Raw genomic sequence first — 20278 nt, 5'->3', positions numbered from 1 at the left:
TGCGGTTACCTCTATTTTCCGGTAACCAATTGGAAACTGCCGTTGAAGGAAGGACGATGGTACTCAAGGTACGAAAGAAGGTGGAGACGCCTCCGGGCTGCCCCATGTCCAAATGCATGGATCTCCTTGGCGGCTGCTGGACGCCGGAGGTGCTCTGGTCCTTGAGCGAAGGCTCACGCCGGTTCTCGGAATTGCGCCGGGACAATCCTTTCATCTCGGCGAAGGTGATGACGAGCAGGCTGCGGGATCTCGAACAGCGCGGCGTCCTCACGCGCAAGGTTTTACCGACATCACCGCCCACCGTAGAATACGAGTTGACCGAGTTGGGGAAGGAACTCCTCCCCGCAATCAGATCCATCGTAGAGGTCGGCACGCGCCTGCTGTTGCGTGATTCTACCCCCTAGCGCCGTTGACGCGGATGCTTACTTTGCAGCCGGTGACATCAGGGAACGCGCCGGCGATGAAGGACGCCGCCCCTCCAATCCGACGGTGCGGCACCCGCTTAACCGCCTGCTCTGCCCAAAGGATGGGACCGATTGCGTTAATTGCGCGATGCCGCAGCTTGACCGCAAGATCTCGAAACGAAGTTAAGCGTCGGCTCTTGCGTAAATGGCAAGCTTCAGCGCTGGATTATCGTTTGCTTGATCGGATAGCGAAGGTGGCCGGTTCGTAGAATTCGGTGTGCTCCACACTGCTTGCTAACCTTCAGGCTGATCGGTCTTAAGGCCGAGCGCGAATTTGATCCCGGCGGGATGAGGCTTCATCTCGCCCATCTACGTTTTTAACCTGACCATTACTCAGTTGGAGGGGAGATAGGAGCGTCCCTTCAGAAACGCGACGAACGCGCGCAATGCCGCTGATTGATGGCGCCTGCTCGGAAAGTAGAGATAAAGCGCCTCCAGCGGCGTAGACCATTCGGGCAGGACCCGTGACAACTTTCCAGCGGCCAGGAGGTCGGACACGCTCGCAGCCGGAGCGCTGACAATTCCTAAGCCCCTTACAGTCAGCTCGATCTGTGAGGCGAGATCGTGAACGATCGTTGCCGCGGGCGGCGCGATCTGTACGGTCTCGCCTGCGGATTGCAGGATCCATGGTATGATCAAGCCGGTCGTCTGACTGCGGCACACCACGGCGCGGTGACCGAGCAGATCGCTTGGGAGATTTGGTATCCCTCGGGCATGAAGATAGGCAGGTGAAGCGACGAGAACGGCTTCTGACTTCGGGGCGACTGGAACTGCCACCATGTCCTTCTCGAGGCAATTGCCATAGCGTAATCCTGCGTCGTAGCCTTGCTTGACGATGTCGATCATGCGCGCCTCGACCGCGATCTCGAGCTCCACCTCAGGATAGGTGTCCTGAAAAGCCGCCAGTGCTGCGGCGATGAGCAGGTCGAAGGGCGCGCGCGGCATGGTGAGGCGCAAGGGGCCAGCTGGCCGACCACCCCGCCGTGCGGCCTCCTCCGCCGCTCGCCTCAATTGCGACAGGGCAGGAGCCGCCGCGAGCAAATAGTCGGTACCGACTTCCGTCAAACTCAAACTGCGGGTCGAGCGGCGCAAAAGCGGCGTGCCGAGACGCTCCTCGAGGCTTCGGATCGCCTGGCTGGCCGCGGATGGAGAGATGCCGAGACACCGCGCTGCTTCGGAAAAGCTACCAGCTTCGGCCACGGCGACAAACACAGCCACGCCTTCGAGGATATTTTTCTGTCGCAAGTGATCCACCTTGAAGTTTTGCTTCATACTTCATGTGTGATTTCAGGCCTAATCGCAAGCATCTGCTCGGCGTACGGTTGCGCATGCCTACGATCCAACACCATCCCGTCGAAGGTCCGATCCTGATCGGGCATCCCGACCAACGGTCCATCCCCCTCGTGACCGACGCGGCCGTCCTGGCGGGCGCAGCGGGGGGAATGCTCTCATCAACGCTGGTTTCCCGCACCTTCAGCACGCCCCGTCAGACAACGCATTACATCGAATGCGGGCCGGCCGACGGACCGCTGATGATCTTCCTCCACGGCTGGCCGAGCATAGGTTTGATGTGGCGCGCCCAGATGAACGCCTTCGCCGCCGACGGGTGGCACTGCATCGCCCCTGATCTTCGCGGCTTTGGCAGCTCTTTCGCACCTGCAGCCAACGATGCCTATACCATCGAGGAAATCGTGGCGGACATGGCGGAGCTCCATGACCACCTTGGCCGCGAGGCTGCGATCTGGGTTGGCCACGACTGGGGCAGCATCGTAGCCGGTGCCTTGGCCGCGCATGAGCCGAAACGCTGCCGTGGCGTCGTACTGATCTCGTGGGCGTATTTCCCCGACGGGAACGCCCTGCCCACGCTCGTTGCGCTGGTCGATCGAACGATTTACCCCGCCGACCAATATCCGGACGGCCAATGGGACTACTATCGGTACTACACGACGCATTTCGACACGGCGGTGGCTGACCTCGACGCGGACGCGGAAGCATCGTTGGCATCGATCTTTCGATCGGGCAGCCCTGCCGCCGTTGGCGAGGTTTCGCCATCCGCGAAAGTCACCCGCAACGGTGGACGCTTTGGCGCCGCACACCGAGCTCCGCCCACTCTGCCTGACCCGGCACTGTGGCCGCTGGCGGACTTCGAAGAGCTGGTGCACGCGTTCAAGCTTCGCGGCTTCCTCCCTACCTGCGCGTTGTATCTGAACGGTGATGCCAACACCGCCTACGCGCGCGGGGCGCCGAATGGGGGCCGACTGTCGCAGCCGGTGCTGTTCGTTAATGGCGACTTCGATCAGATCTGCAGCATCAACGGAAATCGTCAGGGCGACCCGATGCGTGCAGCCTGCCGAGACCTTACCGTGGCGAGTCTGTCCTGCGGGCATTGGCTGCCGTTGGAGCGCAAGGAAGAACTCATCCAGGTCATCCGACGCTGGCTCCAGAGCAAAAAACTTTAATGGCGGTATACGAAGCAGCTTGAACGAAGACTCAAGCGAGCAACGGTGCTGTATGTCGACAGCCCCGTGGCGGTGCTCCACTTTCTCGCCAATCAAGAATACGACGCCCCGGCTGAACTGAGCGAATTCCTCGTCAACGCCTCGGAGCGGATGGAAGGCTTCCGTGTGGTGGATGGAGTGTTTTCGCGAATCCCGCAGACGATCGCGGTGCGCAAACGCGCCATTACCGCTTCGCTCTTCTTTACGGACTTCAGCCAGGGCAGCATCTCACTCATATGTCGTCGCTCAGGCGCATCTGGGGCCGACCATGCCCAAGGAGCTGTCCCTTCATCGCACTCAAGGCGGCGGCCCGACGGAAGCGCGAAGGATCAACTGGCACTCCATCTTCAGCCTCACTGGTGGCTTCTTCGGCTGCATCACCTTTTCCAAAAGCTCGGAGACCGCCCAACGACCCATATCCTCGTGCGGCAGCTTCAATGTTGTGAGCGGCGGCAGGATTTTTCGGGCGAGACTTTCATCGTCGAAACCGACGACCGAAATGTCGTCGGGAATCCTCAACCCGCGCATCCTGATCGCATCATAAGCGCCCATCGCGACCCGGTCGGAAAAGCAGAAAACCGCCGTCGGCGGCAACGGCAGATCAAGGAGCTGCAGCATCTTTTCCCGCCCGAGATCGAGGGACCAGGCTTCCGAAAGGATCAGTTCCGGATCGACGGCGATATCGTAGGTGGTCAGCGCCTGGCGATAGCCGCTCAGGCGATCGCGCGCCGCTTCAAGCCGCTGCCTGCCGGCATCGATCATGGCGATGCGGCGATGGCCGGCCTTGATCAAGACTTCCGTCGCCGCATAACCGCCGGCATGATCGCCTGGAATGATCGAAGAGAACTCGGCCCGCTGCTGGTGGCAATTCAAAAGGACGGCTGGATAGTTGCCAAGGTTGGAAGGCAGGACCGGCGCTAGCTGGGTGATGAGCGTGGCGTAGATTACGCCGACGATCTGGCGCCGTCCGAGATAGTCGAGAATGGATTCGGCGAATTCGACCTGTCCGCCCGTCACGACGGTGAACGCCGCCAAGCCCTGCTCTTCGGCCGCGCTCCGAACACCTTCTATCAGCGGCGCAGCATGCTGCGAGGCCATGAGATCGTCTATCAGCAAAACGATGATGCCGCCGATCGGGTCATTGGCCGGCGCTGTCTTCTGGTAGCCAAGTTCCGCGGCGACAGCCAGCACGCGCTCGCGCACTTTCTCCGAGACTCTCTTGCCGGGAGCCTCGTTCAGCACCAGTGAAACCGTCGCATGCGAAACGCCGACCTGCGAGGCGATATCGGACATGGTCGGTCGTTTCGTCGTCTTGTCGTTCACTCGGTTTCTTTCTCGGACTCAAGGGCAGTCTGCGCGCACGTTAGGAAATCTGACGGATAATGTGAAGCTACGGCCCTTGCGGAAGTTAAGTTTATAAGTTACGAAACTCTCGTGTAACTTATTTTGTGACTTAATCCAACCGAAAAGCTCGCGGCCATGACCATCGCCTCTCGCCGTTTCGCCGATACCCGTTCCGGGCCGCGTGCGCGCCTGCCTCTCGACGGAACCTGGAACTTTCAGCTGGAAGGGCGGACGCCGACGACGATCGCCGTGCCCGCGCCCTGGCAGGCTCGTTTTCCGGATCTGCGAGCCGCGGCCGGCGTGGCAACCTATTCCCGCGCCTTCACCGTGCCGCAGGAATGGCTTGGCCGTCAGGTCATCGTGCATTTCGGCGCCGTGAACTATTTCGCCGAAGTATCGGTCAACGGCCGCGCGCTCGGTTCTCACGAAGGAGGCTATCTGCCCTTCGAATTCGTCATCCCTTTCGATCTGTTGACCGGCGAGTTGCGTCTGGATGTGAAGGTTACGCTGCCAAGCGCCGATGCCCGAGCCTTCCCGGATTTCCCGTTCGACGAGATCCCGCACGGCAAGCAAAGCTGGTACGGAATGCTGGGTGGCATCTGGCAATCGGTCTGGCTGGAATGCCGCAGCGAAGCGCATATCACCCACCAGGCCATTCGCGCCGATCTCGCAACGGGCGATGTCGCTATCGATGTCGAGCTGGCAGCGGCTTTTACCGGCGCCTTGAAGATCACCATTCTGGATCGTAAGGGTGCGGTCGCAGCTTCGAGCGAATTTGCGCTCAACGACAAGGCCCGGTTTTCGGCTGCGCTCAAGGTCGCCGATGTCGAAGCTTGGTCGCTCGACGATCCCGCTCTTTATCGGGCCGTTGCCGAGCTATCCGAGGGGGGCAACGTTATCGATGCCGCCGAGGAGAATTTCGGTTTTCGCACCTTCGAGGCAAGGGATGGAAAGTTCTTTCTGAACGGGCAGCCCTTCTACATGCGCGGCGCGCTGGATCAGGATTATTATCCCGAGGGTATCTATACGCCGCCGTCGCTGGAATTTCTGGAGGATCAGGCGCGCAAGTCGAAGGAGCTCGGCCTCAACCTCCTGCGCTGCCATATCAAGGTTCCCGATCCACGCTACTACGATGTGGCGGACCGGTTTGGCCTGCTGGTCTGGACGGAGATTCCAAACATTCAGACCTTCACCGAGAAATCGGCGAAGCGCCTGCTCGATACGATGGAAGGAATCCTGCGCCGCGACGGCAATCACCCTTCCATCGTGATCTGGACCATCATCAACGAGGATTGGGGAACACGCCTCGTCGAAAGCGCCGATCAGCGAGCCTGGTTGGAAGGCGCCTATCACTGGCTGAAGAGGATGGACCCGACACGACTGGTCGTTGACAATTCCGCCTGCATTCCGAACTTCCATGTCGTCTCCGACATAGACGACTATCACTATTACGCCTCGGTTCCGGAAATGGCACGCGAATGGACCGACTGGGTATCGGCTTTCGCCGCGCGGCCCGCGTGGTCCTATTCGCCGAACGGCGATGCGAGACGGCGCGGCGACGAGCCGCTCGTCGTCTCCGAGTTCGGCGTGTGGGGTCTGCCGCATCCCGACAAGCTCAAGCAGGACGGCAAGGAACCTTTCTGGTTCATCAATGGCCTGGAGTGGGACAGCGACGGCGCGACCTATCCGCATGGCGTCGAACAGCGCTTCCGCACCTATCAGTTCGACAAGGTCTTTCCGTCCTTCAGCTCCTTCATCGAGGACACGCAGTGGCATCAGTTCAATGCGCTCAAATTCGAAATCGAGGAGATGCGCCGCCATGCCTCCATTCAGGGCTATGTCATCACCGAGCTGACGGATTTGCACTGGGAAGCCAATGGCCTGATGGACATGCAGCGCAATACGCGCGCCTACCACAATCGCTTCCACGAGATTAACACCGATGTCGTCATCATCCCGCGCATGCAGCATTATGCCGTGTGGGCAGGCGATACGGCGAGCGTGGAGCTCGAAATCTCGACTGGTGGCAAGGCAATCCACGCGGCCGAACTGAGCTGGAGCATCGATGGGACGGACGCTGGAAAAATGGCGATCCCGGCTATTAGCGCGACCTCGGTGCATCATCTACCGGCAATTTCTCTGCCCTTCACCGCCACCATGGCCGGCGGTCAGGTCAGCGTCCAGTTTACGATCACCGCCAGCGGCAAGGAGATTGCGCGCAACAGCTTGGACGTCAGCGTCTATGGCAGCCGCTCGAAGCCGGCCCTTTCCGTCTTCTCGGCCGAACCCGAGATCGCGCAATATCTGGCAGCGCTTGGCTATGCGGTTGTCGAGGCCGGCAAGGCGGACGTGCGGGTTGCGTCTTCTCTCAGTCAGGCCGATATCGACGCCATGGAGCACGGCGCCCATTATGTGTCTCTCGCCGATGTGGGCCTGCTGCCGTTCGGCAATCTGCGCAACGATCAACCGAACTGGAACTATCCGACCGGCGGCGATCGCGGGCAATCCATGCCGCAGATGCGCATCACCGAACGCAACGGCACCATCTGGAAAGGCAATTGGGTCACGGGCTTCAGCTGGGTGAAGCGTTCGGGGAAATTCGAGCGCATGCCGGGCGGCCCGTTGACCGATCTCTCCTTCGTCGGCGTCAACCCGAACCGCGTCATCACCGGCTTTCGGCCGATCCATTTCGACGGCTTGGTGCACGCGGGCACGATGGTGGGCTGGATCCACAAGCCATGTGCAACCATTGCCGAGAGGAAGGTTGGCGCCGGCCGTATCGTCGCCACGACCTTCGGCCTGATGCGCGAAGCCGCCGGTGTCGATCCGGTCGCGGCAACCTTGCTTGACTGCATCATCGAGACGGCAGCCGGATAGGTGGCCAAAATATTGAACCGCGGCATATGACCGGGAGGAGGTCGAGGCGGTCCAGATAGTTGCAAGGGATATCACGCGGCTCGTTGGCCGTCGCGCGAGGCATAAGGGTCGCCCAGCGAAGAGCGGCCCGGGAGGAAAACAGAAACAGCCTGGAGGAGAGAGAATGCGTAATCTGTTGAGAACATCGATCGCGGCGTTAGCCCTCATGACTGCCTTTCCGGCGTTCGCGGTCGAAAACGTCGTCTGGTGGGACTTTCTGTCCGGAGGCGACGGCGTGCGGATGAAGGCGCTGATCCAGCGTTTCAACCAGGAGCACAAGGACAAGATCCAGATCACGGGCACGACGCTCGAATGGGGTATTCCCTACTATACCAAGCTGCAGACATCCGCCGCCGTCGGCCAGGGGCCCGACATCGCCACATACCACCTGTCACGCCTGGCAGCCGCGGTTGCGGCCAAGACCATCTCGCCGATCGATCCGAAAGAGCTCGAGGCCGTCGGCCTGAAGGACAGCGACTATCCACCGAACGCGATCGCCGCCTCGACGGTCGACAATCTGCGCTACGCCGTCCCCTTCGACGTGCATGGGGAAGTGCTCTACTATAACAAGACCATACTGAAAGAGCTGGGCGCATTGGGCAACGACGGCAAGCCGACCGGCATCGACACGCTGGAAGGCTGGCGCGCGGTGCTGGCCAAGGCGAAGGACGGCGGCAAGAACGGCGTCGTCATTTCTTCGTCCAACGGCGATCTGCGCGATATCTACACTCTGTTTGGCCAGCAAGGCGGCCAACTGACCGCGGACGGCAAGTTCCTGCAGGGCGACAATTTCGACAAGATGGAAAAAGCCTACAATGAAGTCGCCGATTGGGTGAAACAGGGCTGGGCGCAGCCCTATATCGACACCGAAACCATCACTCCCACCTTCATCGCCGGACAATCCGCCTTCTTCCTGAATGGCAATTGGGAACTGCCGACCATGGAAACCGAAGTCGCCAAGGGCAACGGTTTCGAATACGGCATGGTCAACATCCCAGCCTGGATGGGCAAGCCCGCCAACTGGTCGGACTCGCACTCCTTCGTGATCCCCAACAATGTCGGCGTCACCATGACCCCGGAAAAACGCGCGGCGGTTCTTGAAGTCATCCGCTGGATGAACGTGAACTCACTGGAATGGGCTGCGGCCGGCCACATTCCGGCCTATCTGCCGGTTAGCACCTCGGCCGCCTACAAGGCGCTCAAGCCGCAGGCGGATTATGCCGCCATGGCCCTCAACGCCTTCTACATGCCAAAGACGCCGCTGACGGGCGCGGCTTCGAAATTCGACGACGATTGGCAAAACATGGCGTCGGGACCGCTCAATGGCGAGGGCGATGTGAAGGAAACGCTCGAGAAGTTTCGCGATCACATGAACTCTCAGTGACGTTTTCTTCCACGGCCCCGGGACGCCTCCCTGCCCCGGGGTTGCATCAGCGAGAGAGGTGGCGGATGGCCGCGGTCAGCAACAAGAAACAGGATCATGTGGTTGCCGCGCTGCTTGTCGCACCGGCGGTCGTCGCGTTTCTAGTGATATTTGCCTACCCGACATGGCGGATGGTGGCGATGAGCCTGACCAATGCACCGTTGATCGGCCCCGGCGAATGGGTTGGCCTCGACAATTATGCGCGCCAGCTCTCCTCACCCCAATTTCAAAAGGCGCTTGTGAACACGCTCTACTTCATCGTCCTGACCGTCGTCCCCGGCACGTTTCTGGCGCTGTTCATTGCCATGGGCATCAATCGCCTGAGCGGCCGCATACAGATGCTGGTTCTCGCCTGTTTTTTCCTGCCCTCGATCCTGCCGGTATCAGTGGTGACGCAGATCTGGACCTGGATTGCAAACATGCAATACGGCGTCATCCAGAATATCATCGGTCTGTTCACTGGAGGGAGGCCGCTTCCGGTGTTGCGTTCGCCAACCTATTTCATGCCGTCGGTTGCCGTGGTCACCGTCTGGTGGACGATCGGCTTCAACATCCTTCTGTTTCTTGCGGCGCTGCGCAGCATCTCGCCTGAGGTCTACGAGGCGGCCGCACTCGACAATGCCAGCCGCTGGCGGGTGTTTTCGAGAATAACATGGCCATTGATCTGGCCGGTCACGGCGCTGGTTCTGACACTGCAGTTGATTGCGCAGTTTAAGATCTTCGCGCAACCCTATCTGCTCGGCTATTTCGCCCACACGCCGGCGGATGCGCAGGCCGTTGTCATGACAGTCATCTACGACCTCGCCTTCAAGCAGAACAAGGGTGGCGAAGGTGCTGCCGTCGCCACCATCCTGTTCGCCATCATTCTCATTGCCTCGGTCCTGCAATATCAGTTCCTGCGTGCGCGAGGGGAAAAATGAGCGTTCTCACGACAAGCGCGCGGACAGAGCTGGCCACGGCGAACAGTTATGTCGCTTCGAGAGGTTGGAGCGGGCGCGCACTGACCGCGCTGACGGCATTCGGTGCCCTTATCTGGTTCTTTCCGCTCTACTGGGCGGTCATGACATCGCTCAAATCCGACACGGAGGTGGTCAGTCGGACACCCGGGCTTTTCCCGAAGGCGCCGACGCTCCAACCCTACCGTTACGTGGTCGAGCACTCCAGCATCGTGCAATGGTATATGAACTCGGTCGGCACCTCGGCGATCATCGCGGTTCTCGTGCTTGTGATGAGCGTCGGCTGCGCCTACGCGCTCAGCCAAATCCAGTTTCCCGGCCGCCGCGTGATTTATGGGGCGTTGATCGCCTCGGTGATGGTGCCGGCGGAGGCGCTCATCATCAACCATTTCGTGCTGATGAACATGTTCGGACTCATCAACAGCTGGGGCGGCATCGTGCTGCCGCAGTTGGTGGTGCCATCGGTCATCATCATCCTCAAGCAATTCTTCGACCAGATTCCAAAGGAATTCCGCGAGGCGGCGATGCTCGACAATGCCGGGCACATGAGAACGCTCTGGAAGATCTATGTGCCGATGAACTGGGGCGTGATCACCGCGCTCGGCATCACAACCTTCATCGCGGCATGGAATAATTTCCTGTGGCCCTTCCTGGTCGCGACATCGGACGGCACGATCACCATTCCCGTTGGGATTACCCAGGTGAAGGATGTCTTCGGCGTGCGTTTTGCCAAGGACATGGCCGCCGCTGTTCTGGCCGGCCTTCCCGTCGCCATTCTCTACCTTGTCTTTCAGAAGCAGATCACGCGCGCGATCATGCTTTCGGCCGGAATAAAGGGATAGCAGCCCGCGCGAAGGCAGAACGGGTTGCTGGAAATTTCTCCGACCCTTCGAGGCTATGTGATCAGCGCGATAACGTCAAAACATGACCGCGGTAGACTCGCCTGAAGTCGCGGGAAGGATCTGCAACCAAGCGTCTTGGCCATGCGCGAGAGGGAAGACGGCGCAGTCTGGCAGACTATGTTGCGAAACGCCAAGACGCCGAAAGATTATCGACGGCATCGTGCTTGCTTGAAATGTGAAGTCGCCGGCTACATGCCGCAGGTCCAGTTCCTGAGACGAGAGGAACAACGTCGCCGAGTTTCGGGAGGGGCGCGAAACTTTGTTGTTGCCCGCGGGCGTTGGCATCACCCCTGCCTGGACATCGGTTCGCAGACTTTCGACAGAAGGTGAGCATCAGCTCACCACAGCGACGGATACCGTGCCGTTGATCGGATCCGAACCGGTGACGCCTCGCTTAGATAGGTACTGCCGCGCCATGACCGGCCTCATCAGACCGAGCCAGCCATCGCGTTCGTACCAATCGCGCGCCAACACAAGCAGTGTGTCCCTTTCTTCCAAGCATACCACCCTTTGGGCGGCACAGTTCGCTCGCCGAAGAGGGCTCGGTGAAGCGGCCTGCACCAGGCGCTGCAATAGGCCCAGCAGGATCTATTCGGCGGCCACCACATGCCTGCTCTTTAGCACCGCGATCGAAAGGAGGAGCACGATGGCCGAGCAGATGGCAACGACGGCTACCATCGGTCTCGCCGTGCCATCCATGAACATGCCGCTGACGCCAACCACCAGCGCCGACGTCATGAACTGGACCGTCCCCATCATCGCCGAGGCCGTGCCGGCGATACGACCATGATGTTCAAGCGCTAGTACCGCCGCGTTCGGCACGATCATTCCAAGAAAAGCATAGCCCGCAAACAGGAAGGCAGCCATGATGTCTAGGCGATCGACTCCGCCGGCCATCAGGACGGCCAGCGCCACCATCGTCAGCGCATAGCCAGATACCGCGCCGCGAATCACCTTACGCAAACCAATCCGGCGGGCAAGCCAGCCGTTCATCTGCGACATGCCAATGAAGCCAATGGCGTTCACGGAAAAGACCACGCTGTAAAAGCTCGGAGAGAGCCCGTAATGGCCGATGAGCACGAAGGAGGAGTTGGCGACATAAATCATGTAGCTGGACATGCCAAAGGAAGCCATCAGCACCAGACCGAGATAATACGGGTCCCTAACGAGTGTTCCATAGGCCTTCAACGCCCCGCCGAGGCTGCTCTCACTGCGCGCCGCAACCGGACGGGTCTCCTCGAGGAAAAAGCGGCCCGCGACGAAGCCGACAGCGCCGGCGAAGACCATGACCCAAAAGATCAGCCGCCAGTTCCCGAACACCGTCACGATGCTGCCCGCGAGCGGCGCCAGGATGGGTGAGATACTGAAGACCAGCATAAGCCGCGACATCAGTTGCGCCGCGGCCGCTCCCGTATGCAGGTCGCGCACGATGGCGCGGGCAATCACGACGCCGGCACAGGCGCCGGTGCCCTGAATGAAACGGAAGGCGACCAGCCAGCCAATATCGGTGGAGAGCGCGCAGCCGATCGCGCCGAGGATGTAGAGCGCCAGACCGACATAGAGAGGCCGTTTACGGCCAAACATGTCCGACAGCGGACCGTAGATAATCTGCGACACGGCCATGGCGGCGAAGAAGGAGATCAGGCTTGCCTGGACTGCATGGTTGTCCGCGTGAAGATCCAGACTGATCGTCGGCAACGCGGGTAGATACATGTCGAGGGCGAAGAGACCGACGGCTGAAAGAAGGCCGAGGACGATCGCATGGTGGGAGCCGCTAGCCCTGGGGGATGAAACGTAATCCTTGCTCTGCACGGAAAGACCTTTCCCGCACACGACATTCCCCGGACGAAGCAAGGCCTCATACAAAAAGCATGTGACGGGGATTGAGTGGGCGATTATAGATAGGACGGTGGAACGACGGAAATGGTTCAATGCGGAGCCCGTCATTCCTGTAAAATATTTTGGACAGTATTGTCCAATTAGTCAAGTCCTATATGGTGGTGTCATGAAAACTTCGCCCGCAGCGGTTTCTTCCGAGATAGAGAGTCCGCCCGCCACCAGCAAACGTCAGGCAATCCTGAACGCGGCCGCGGACGTATTTGCCGAAGACGGGTTCGCCGCGGCGAGCATCGATGCCATCGCGGCAAGGGCCGGCGTGTCGCGTCAGACGGTGTACAATCAACTCGGCGACAAGGATAATCTGTTCAAGGTCGTAGTTGCAGAGATCACCGAGAAGTCGAGCGCCGACTTCTTTCGGGTATTGGACACATTTCCCGTGGCGCCTGTCGATCTCGAAAAGGAACTGACCGAATTTTCATCGCTTCTCCTACGCAAGGCGGTCTGTGATCCGAATGGTCGCTGGCTACGTAAGCTCCTCGAGACCGAAGGCAGCAGATTTCCCGAACTGTTCGAGACCTGGAAGGAATACGGACCGGGCAAGAAATACCCAGCCATCGCGGCTCGGCTTGCGCAGCTCGCGCTGGCTGGCCATCTCGACATAGAGGATCCGGCACTTGCCGCACGGCAGTACATGGCGCTACTTGCGACAGATCTACGGATCAACCAACAGATCGGCCGTCCAACTGCAGAGGAAGAAATCCATCGTATGGCAAGAGAGGCGACAAAGACCTTTCTGCGCGCATTCGGCAAGCGCTAACGGCATCGCGTCGGGAGACCGAACGTCATTCCGTTGAGGCGCGCGCCCGCGGCATTGCCTCGACAATCGCGGTGCAAGATTCTGTTCTCTATCTCTTCGATATTTTGATCATTGCATCATGCTCGGGAACAAGGCAGCATATTGTTTCGTGGCGCAGTAGACCGATAGATTTTTGTAGTTCCTCGAACCGTTACTTATTGCCGGGGATGCACGGCAAAAGGGCTGACACCATAATGGTGACGCGTGCGCAGCAAATTGGCGTCGTGATCGGCCTGGCCTTCGTCACGGCATTGACGACCCTACGGGCAAGTGATCCTCCCCTGCTAAGGCTCGCGCGCGATTTGACATTCGACCAGTATCAGCGCCTGGTGCCCCGGACGTTCGAGAACCAGCCCGTCCGGGTCGTCGACATAGACGAGGCGTCGCTGCGGGAGTTCGGTCAATGGCCCTGGCCAAGAAACCGGATTGCCGCCCTTGTCGACAGGCTTTCCGATCTGGGCGCGGCCGCTATCGCTTTCGATATCCTCTTCGCCGAGCCGGACCGACTTTCGCCGCGCAACATCGTTCGCGATGTCATTGGCATCGATCCGTCACTGCTTGGCAAACTACCGGATAACGATGAGATTTTTTCCCAATCGCTGTCGGGAAGGCCGGTGGTTCTAGGCTTCGGCCTCTCCAATGAGGGAAATTATCTGCCGCCGGTCAAGGCTGGGTTTGCCTATACCGGCGAAGATCCCTCCGGTGCGCCGCCGACGATCAAGGCCGCCACGCCACTGCAGCCGCAATTGGAAACCAATGCTGCGGGGCTCGGCCATATAAGCCTCAATCCGGGCGCTTCATCGGCCGTGGTACGCGCGGTTCCGCTTTTTCTCAGCGACGGCAAGCAGCTTTATCCCAATCTCGCGCTTGAGGCGCTTCGCGTGGCACAGGGAGCCTCCACCTACGTGCTTGACGCCGCGCCGCGCACACCCAATACCCTCACCCGAGTCAAGATCGGCAATTTCGTCGCGCCGGTAACGGCAGCCGGCGAGCTTTGGCTCTATGTCAGCCGCGACACCAAGGAGCGATATATTTCGGCAAGCAAGATACTCGCGACCGAAGGCGCCTCCGCCGATATCAGAACCGCTATCGAAGGCAGTATCGTTTTCGTCGGAACCTCCGCTTCCGGCCTCCAAGATGTCCGCACGACGGCCCTTGACGAGAATGTGCCGGGTGTCTCCATCCACGCGCAGATCGTCGAGCAGATCCTTTCAGGTCGCTTCCTTTCCCGGCCGGACTGGGCGGATGGGCTGGAAATCCTGTCCATCGCCCTCTTGGGCAGCCTTCTGGTGATCGTCACCACCTTCGTCAATCCGGCCGCGGCCCTAGCCTGCGGCCTGCTAATTACCTTTTTTGCCCTTGTGGCCTCCTGGGCCGCCTTTCTTTATGGAGGGCTTCTCTTCGACCCGCTGGCACCGATCATCTCTGGATCGATCACGCACTTCGCCGCGACGGCATTCCGCTTTCTCGTGACGGATCGGGAGCGGCGCGACGTGCGGCGGGCTTTCGGCCACTACCTCTCGCCATCGCTGCTCCATCGCATCGAGCATACGCGCGACGCACTACGCCTCGGGGGAGATGAACGCGAACTGACGGTCATGTTCGTCGACGTGCGAAACTTTACCCAGATCAGCGAGGAGATGAGCCCAAGCGCCGTCGTTGCGTTTCTGAACACGCTGCTCGATGCGCTGAGCCACCATGTCATCGCCAATGACGGCACGCTCGACAAGTTCATCGGAGACTCGATCATGGCCTTCTGGAATGCCCCTGTCGATGTCTACGATCATGCCGGCAAGGCCGTGCGCGCGGCTCTCGGCATGCGGGAAACACTCGCCCACCTCAATGGCGACGATGCCTTCGGTTTCGGAGACGCGCGGCGGGTCGGAATAGGCATCGGCATCCACACAGGGCTTGCATGCGTCGGCAATATGGGGGCCGAGACCCGTTTCAATTACACGGCGGTCGGCGATGCCGTAAACATTGCCGCGCGTATCGAATCCGCCTGCAAGGACGTCAATTTCGATATTCTGGTATCCGAATCGACGGCAGGATTGCTGCCCGATTGCGCTCTGCTCGAAGCGGGAGCGCTGACGCTGAAGGGTAAGAGCATGCGAACCAAACTCTTTGCGGTGGTCGGCGACGAACGCGTGGCGAGATCCGCCGGATTTGTGGAACTACAGGCTGCTCACAGGCAGCTTGTCGATGCCCTTCGGGTACGCTCGACAGGCAGCCGCAAACTTATCAGCGCCGCCAAATTTAAGGCGCGAGCGGCGGCAGCAGGACTACTGCAGGATTTTTACGCCCAGATTTCTCGACGAGGCGGACACTTCGTCGACGAGACCGCGGACAAGGCAGCCGATATCTAGCTGATTTTGCGATTCAACCTTTTCAGGCTCGGAGACGCCCTAACTCGCTATTCTCCCGCAATTCAGGACCTCAGCGATGGTGATGCCCGCCATCGTGATCACCTTGATCATTATGATCGCCGTCATCGCCTTCATTGTCCTCGTCGCCGCGATGATGATCGCCCCATCCGTGCTCGCCCCTGCCATGATGACCGTCGTGATGCTTGCCATCATCATCGTCATGGTTATGCGGTTTGTCGGGTGTACTTGGTGTATTTGGTGTATTTGGGACGTTCGGTGTGGTGGGAGTTTCGGTCGGTGCAGTCGGCGACTCCGTATGTATCGGCTCCCGCGTGTTAGGTACGCTCGGCGTATCAGGCTGTGTCGGGCCGGGATTGTTCGCCGGAGCGCTGCGTGGAGAGATCCCGTTTGGCTGGCTCTTCATCGCCGTCGACAGACCGCAGCCACCGCCACTGACAAAACCCATTCGCCCTGAAAGCTGCTGATCCCCGGACAGAAACGGCAGAGCCCGCTGGTTGCCTAGCGTTTTGAGAACGTCGCGATTGACCCGGCGAGGTTCGCTGATCTGACCGTTGCGCTTCGCAACGACGCAATCACATTGCTGCTTCAGCTGCCTGCAGCCGCCAGCGCCGCAGAATTGCGCAGCGCCGTTCAACAGGACGACTGCCGTCGTGCCGTTGGCTCCGACATAAAAATCAAACGCTGTTCCGCGCACGCCGATCGTTCCCGCCGGCGTCACGATCTGATAGGCTGAGTGGTTCGAATTTCCGCTCATCCAGCGAAAGCTGCCCTTTGCCGCATTCACGGTCAGCTTTTTCACCTCGCCCGAGTCATCGAACACGAATTTGTCGATGGTAACGGACGATCCGGCTCCGATGGCCAGTCTGGTGCCGTCCCGAAATGTGAACTGTCCGAGACCCGAAATCGAGGTGCGAATTTGCTCGTCCCGATGAACGGGATCATCGACCGCGATCGGGCCGCCAGCACCCGTGACCTCGGTTTTGATCAACACCGCCTGACCGACCTTCTCGGCGGCTTTCAAAGACAGTGGCGCGAGCAGCGTGGCACTCAACACAACGGCCACGGCGTGACGAAGATAAAACACCCTCCCCTCCCCAAGCTTATTTATATCTTATCATAATATATTTCTTATTACAAATCACGACCTACGGTTATATTCTTGAATATTTTTCAATTCTGGAGTTAACTATTGGGTTAAACTAGCATATATTTGCAATAATATTGCATTCATATCTTCTCAGCGGGAGCCAACAGAATAATTTCAATAATATTATCCGGATCAATTCTTCCAGAGCGCTAAAAAAAGAGGTGAGCCTTTTCGAGGTTGCCGAGCTCGAAGGATTTGCGTCAGACTCCTTCTCGACGCAACATTCATCACACGATTGCAGTCCATTGAAGAACCGATCGGCAACGATGGCTCGTTGGCCATGGTCGGTCATCGATTAGTCACCGCTACAGGTCAGTTCCGCATGTCTACAATTCGCTGAAGCAGCGCAGTGCGGGTCGCTGCTGTGTTGATTATTTGAAAGGGACCGATTGCGCCTTTCGCAATGATTCATACGGATACTTTTAATTGTCGGGATATTTTGATTTTCTTCGCTCGCGCGGAAATAGAGACGCAAGCATACGGCTGGCACTGTTTGATCCGCAAATCAGAAAACCTTAATTTAAGTAGGCAGCTTAGTTGCTTCCGATGCTGCGGTTCGGTCCATCTCAGGGGTCTTCCATAGCCAGGCGACCGTTCCGATCAGCGGCGGCCGTATGGACAGTACAGGTTGTCAGCACTTGAGAGGCAATAGAGACCCTATTGTTGCCTATTGCCCGCGCAATGCTCCCGTTTGGTGAAGCAGGAAGCTAGCCTGCCGGAGATGGTCCATCTAGAGCTAGTTGTCTGCTTTCCGCTTCTAACCCAACTGGGAATGTGAAAAGATCCCAAACAGCCCCTTGGCCATTACGCCCCATGGCTTGCTTAAAACTCTTTCCAATCGGAAGCGACTCGACCGCTAACGGCAGCCGATCTACGGGCCGTTTGCGCGACCGGCTCGGCGGAAGCGCGACGCGATGGCTCAGCCATGGCGCGCGCGGTTTGTCGCAAGACTGCCGAGCTGGCGGAGGCCGCGGCGTCGAGGCGGAATTGAGATACGAGTTCACGCAGCTTGCTGGCCTCAGCGGCAAGTGCGGCGGAGGCTGCCGTCGACTGCTCGACCATCGCCGCATTCTGCTGCGTCGTCTGATCCATCGTATTGACTGCCGCATTGACCTCGGCAAGGCCTGTCGACTGCTCCTTGGCGGATGCGGCGATGGCGTTCATGTGCTGGTTTATGCCCGAGATGCGCTCACCGATTTCCTTCAATGCGACACCCGTTTCACGCACCAGCTTCACTCCACCATCGACCTCGGACGAAGAAGCATTGATCAGCGCCTTGATCTCTTTTGCCGCGGCCGCGGAGCGCTGCGCCAATTCCCGCACTTCCTGCGCCACGACGGCAAATCCTTTACCGGCTTCGCCGGCGCGCGCCGCTTCCACACCGGCATTGAGCGCCAATAGGTTAGTCTGGAAGGCAATGTCATCGATCACGCCGATGATATTGGAAATCTGCTGGGAGGAACTTTCTATGCGCTGCATGGCTTCCTCGGCCCTGCTGACGACATCAGCCGACCGGGTTGCGCTATGATCGGCGGCAGTCGCTGCCGCTCGCGCTTCTTCCGTCCGATTGCTCGAGTTGCTTACATTGACCGTAATCTGATCGAGAGCGGCGGCCGTCTCTTCAAGCGATGCCGCCTGCTGCTCGGTGCGGCGGGAAAGATCGTTGGCTCCGGAAGAGATCTCCTGCGTACCGCTGTCAATCGATACAATACTCTCGGCAATCGCGTGCAATGTGCTGCTCAATTGCTGCAATGACGTATTGAAATCGTGTCGAAGAGCTTCGAAATCCGGAGCGAATGGCTCATCGAGCTGGAAGGAAAGATCCCCGGAAGCCAACCTCTTAAGTCCCATGGCAAGACCGGATGTCGCGACTCGCAAACGGTCCGCGGCATCGGTTTCCGCCTGCCGCTGAGTGGCGATCCTGTCGGCTTCCGCCTGCTGACGTTCCCTTGCCGCGTCCGCTTCGAGCTGGCCCTTGGCGATCGCTGCTTTTCGGAATACTTCAACAGCCTGCGCCATCGTCCCTACTTCGTCGCTTCGACCGATGCCGGTACAAACGATATTGGTCTCACCACCCGCGAGCTTGGCCATATCGGCGCAAAGCGCCAGGATGGGTTTGGACACGGTCCTGCGGAACAACACGAAGAGCATGATGGAGAACAGCACCGTCAGCCCTAGGAGCCCCTGCATGATGCTGCGTATGGAACCTGCTGTGCGCGCACTTTCTGTCGAGATCGACTCCGATACGTTTTGTATCTGATCACCCGCCTCCTCCATCGCGGTTTCCAAAGCGGAGAATTGCTTCATGAAATCGGGCAATGCCTTCAACGCGCCTGCCGGATCCTTCTCAGCCGCCGCGACCATTTTGGTTGCGTTGCCGATATAGCTCAGCAACGGAGGTTCCACACCGGCGAGCACCCTTTGAGTGTCCGGATCCGTCGCGAGCGCCTTGTTGGCCTTGATCATCTCGCGAAACGACGTGACATGTTCCGAAAGATCCGAGTTGACCGTTTCAAAGCCAATGCCGGATGCGGGATCGGATGCGAGCAACGCAGCCAGCACATCCGCTCTCAAAGCGTCATGCATCATATCTGCCTGCATGTGATTACGCAGCACCTGAGCCGACCCTGCTATTTTCTCGGCATTCTGCGTCAGGGTCGAGGCGGACCATATGCCAACACCAGTCGCGCCGCCCGCAATTACAAAGATTGCCACGCTTGCAAGGATGATTTTCTGCTGGATCGATGCCATGGAACATATCCCAAGATTTCCTCAAGAGAAGGATGTGGGATTGTGCTTAATTATCCGTCAAAATATGTCGATCCATGGAAATCTATTTCCAAATTATCAAAAAATACAACTACCTTTATTATCTGTCTTGATACATACCGCTAGGCGTTGATCTTCAACGTCAGTGAGAAAGTATACATCAAGCTAGTCCTGATAAGTACTGCTATATCGCTCAGCGGATCTTTTAAAGTAACCTTTTCAGAAGTTCGCCACGGAGCGGACCGCTGGATAGGGACTTCCTACTCCTGATAATATGGCGGCAAGGAAGCGATGAGCCGGTCGAAAGGAGCCTTATCGACAAAAAGGATCGTCGTCAGAATCCGGAAACCAAAGATTGAATGAAGTGGCTGGTCCGTGTCGCGTGGATTTTCGCGGCAAGGTTCCTCATATCGGCTGGTGATCAAGTGTGAATGCTCTCCGGCACGATGAGCAGGCAGCTAATTGTTGCTCAAACCCTGAACGTCTCGCTCTTGAACGGAACCTTACAAGCGTCCATTGCGGGATTCGGTCAGCATGGCGCCTCAAGAGACCGATGTCATTCGCACCGCTGAAGAGCAAGGTCTTGCTCGGACGTCAAGACGGTGGATGATGTCAAACCACTCGATCATCCCTGCCTCCTTTTCCTGCACCGCGTGGCGCGAGTAGTCGACTGCTCCGCTATTCACCTTGGGCATTAAACTTCACGGCGCGTTGACCGAGATTTGCGTTAAGCTGATCCAATAAGTGGCTGAGAACCCATTGATGAGTTAGAGATAT

General features: G+C 58.8%; 14 protein-coding genes. 8 read left to right on the top strand and 6 right to left on the bottom strand.

The genetic code is table 11. From position 1 onward, the window contains the following. Positions 1-56: 56 nt before the first annotated feature. On the top strand, positions 57-404 hold the full coding sequence (locus AC13RC_RS21285; RefSeq protein ID WP_113395642.1) for a winged helix-turn-helix transcriptional regulator: 348 nt from the start codon (positions 57-59) through the stop codon (positions 402-404). A gap of 393 nt (positions 405-797) precedes the next feature. Here AC13RC_RS21285 and AC13RC_RS21280 read toward each other — a convergent pair whose 3' ends face one another. Then, positions 798-1709: a LysR family transcriptional regulator gene (locus tag AC13RC_RS21280; RefSeq protein WP_162750784.1), complete on the bottom strand. Its 912-nt coding sequence runs from the start codon at positions 1707-1709 to the stop codon at positions 798-800. A 197-nt stretch (positions 1710-1906) separates the two neighbouring features. On the opposite strand from AC13RC_RS21280, the gene AC13RC_RS21275 reads away from it, so the two are divergent. Next, complete coding sequence (locus AC13RC_RS21275) at positions 1907-2923, top strand: alpha/beta hydrolase (protein WP_113395664.1); 1017 nt, start codon at positions 1907-1909, stop codon at positions 2921-2923. 336 nt (positions 2924-3259) lie between these two features. Here AC13RC_RS21275 and AC13RC_RS21270 read toward each other — a convergent pair whose 3' ends face one another. Then, the gene (locus tag AC13RC_RS21270; RefSeq protein WP_233788529.1) at positions 3260-4285 is read right to left on the bottom strand and encodes a LacI family DNA-binding transcriptional regulator; all 1026 of its coding nucleotides are present in this window, start codon (positions 4283-4285) and stop codon (positions 3260-3262) included. A 156-nt stretch (positions 4286-4441) separates the two neighbouring features. Between AC13RC_RS21270 and AC13RC_RS21265 the strand changes: the two genes are divergently transcribed. The 4 genes from AC13RC_RS21265 to AC13RC_RS21250 all read left to right on the top strand — a co-directional run bounded on the left by AC13RC_RS21265 (position 4442) and on the right by AC13RC_RS21250 (position 10443). After that, positions 4442-7183, top strand: a complete 2742-nt coding sequence (locus AC13RC_RS21265; protein WP_113352126.1) for a glycoside hydrolase family 2 TIM barrel-domain containing protein — start codon at positions 4442-4444, stop codon at positions 7181-7183. 163 nt (positions 7184-7346) lie between these two features. After that, a complete protein-coding gene (locus AC13RC_RS21260; RefSeq protein WP_113352127.1) occupies positions 7347-8606 on the top strand; it encodes an extracellular solute-binding protein in 1260 nt (419 codons plus the stop codon). Between the two features lie 65 nt (positions 8607-8671). Further along, the gene (locus tag AC13RC_RS21255; protein WP_113352128.1) at positions 8672-9565 is read left to right on the top strand and encodes a carbohydrate ABC transporter permease; all 894 of its coding nucleotides are present in this window, start codon (positions 8672-8674) and stop codon (positions 9563-9565) included. Positions 9566-9705: 140 nt separating this feature from the next. Beyond that, a complete protein-coding gene (locus AC13RC_RS21250) occupies positions 9706-10443 on the top strand; it encodes a carbohydrate ABC transporter permease (protein WP_488558350.1) in 738 nt (245 codons plus the stop codon). A gap of 393 nt (positions 10444-10836) precedes the next feature. On the opposite strand, the gene AC13RC_RS21245 is transcribed toward AC13RC_RS21250, so the two are convergent. Further along, positions 10837-11001: a hypothetical protein gene (locus AC13RC_RS21245; protein WP_162748797.1), complete on the bottom strand. Its 165-nt coding sequence runs from the start codon at positions 10999-11001 to the stop codon at positions 10837-10839. A gap of 90 nt (positions 11002-11091) precedes the next feature. After that, positions 11092-12315, bottom strand: coding sequence for a multidrug effflux MFS transporter (locus tag AC13RC_RS21240; RefSeq protein ID WP_113352131.1), 1224 nt, complete (start codon positions 12313-12315; stop codon positions 11092-11094). Positions 12316-12412: 97 nt separating this feature from the next. On the opposite strand from AC13RC_RS21240, the gene AC13RC_RS21235 reads away from it, so the two are divergent. Beyond that, positions 12413-13159: a TetR/AcrR family transcriptional regulator gene (locus AC13RC_RS21235; protein WP_488558338.1), complete on the top strand. Its 747-nt coding sequence runs from the start codon at positions 12413-12415 to the stop codon at positions 13157-13159. Positions 13160-13392: 233 nt separating this feature from the next. Then, positions 13393-15564, top strand: coding sequence for a CHASE2 domain-containing protein (locus tag AC13RC_RS21230; RefSeq protein WP_488558337.1), 2172 nt, complete (start codon positions 13393-13395; stop codon positions 15562-15564). A 70-nt stretch (positions 15565-15634) separates the two neighbouring features. Here the strand turns inward: AC13RC_RS21230 and AC13RC_RS21225 are convergent, their stop codons facing one another. Then, the gene (locus tag AC13RC_RS21225) at positions 15635-16669 is read right to left on the bottom strand and encodes a FecR domain-containing protein (RefSeq protein WP_113352133.1); all 1035 of its coding nucleotides are present in this window, start codon (positions 16667-16669) and stop codon (positions 15635-15637) included. Between the two features lie 885 nt (positions 16670-17554). Beyond that, positions 17555-19483 (bottom strand): methyl-accepting chemotaxis protein, encoded by a 1929-nt coding sequence (locus AC13RC_RS21220; RefSeq protein ID WP_113395638.1) that lies wholly within the window; start codon positions 19481-19483, stop codon positions 17555-17557. Positions 19484-20278 lie beyond the last annotated feature (795 nt).

The sequence above is a fragment of the Martinezella sp. CNPSo 3890 genome, from assembly GCF_057784455.1.
This window is presented reverse-complemented; position numbering and strand designations above follow the sequence as displayed.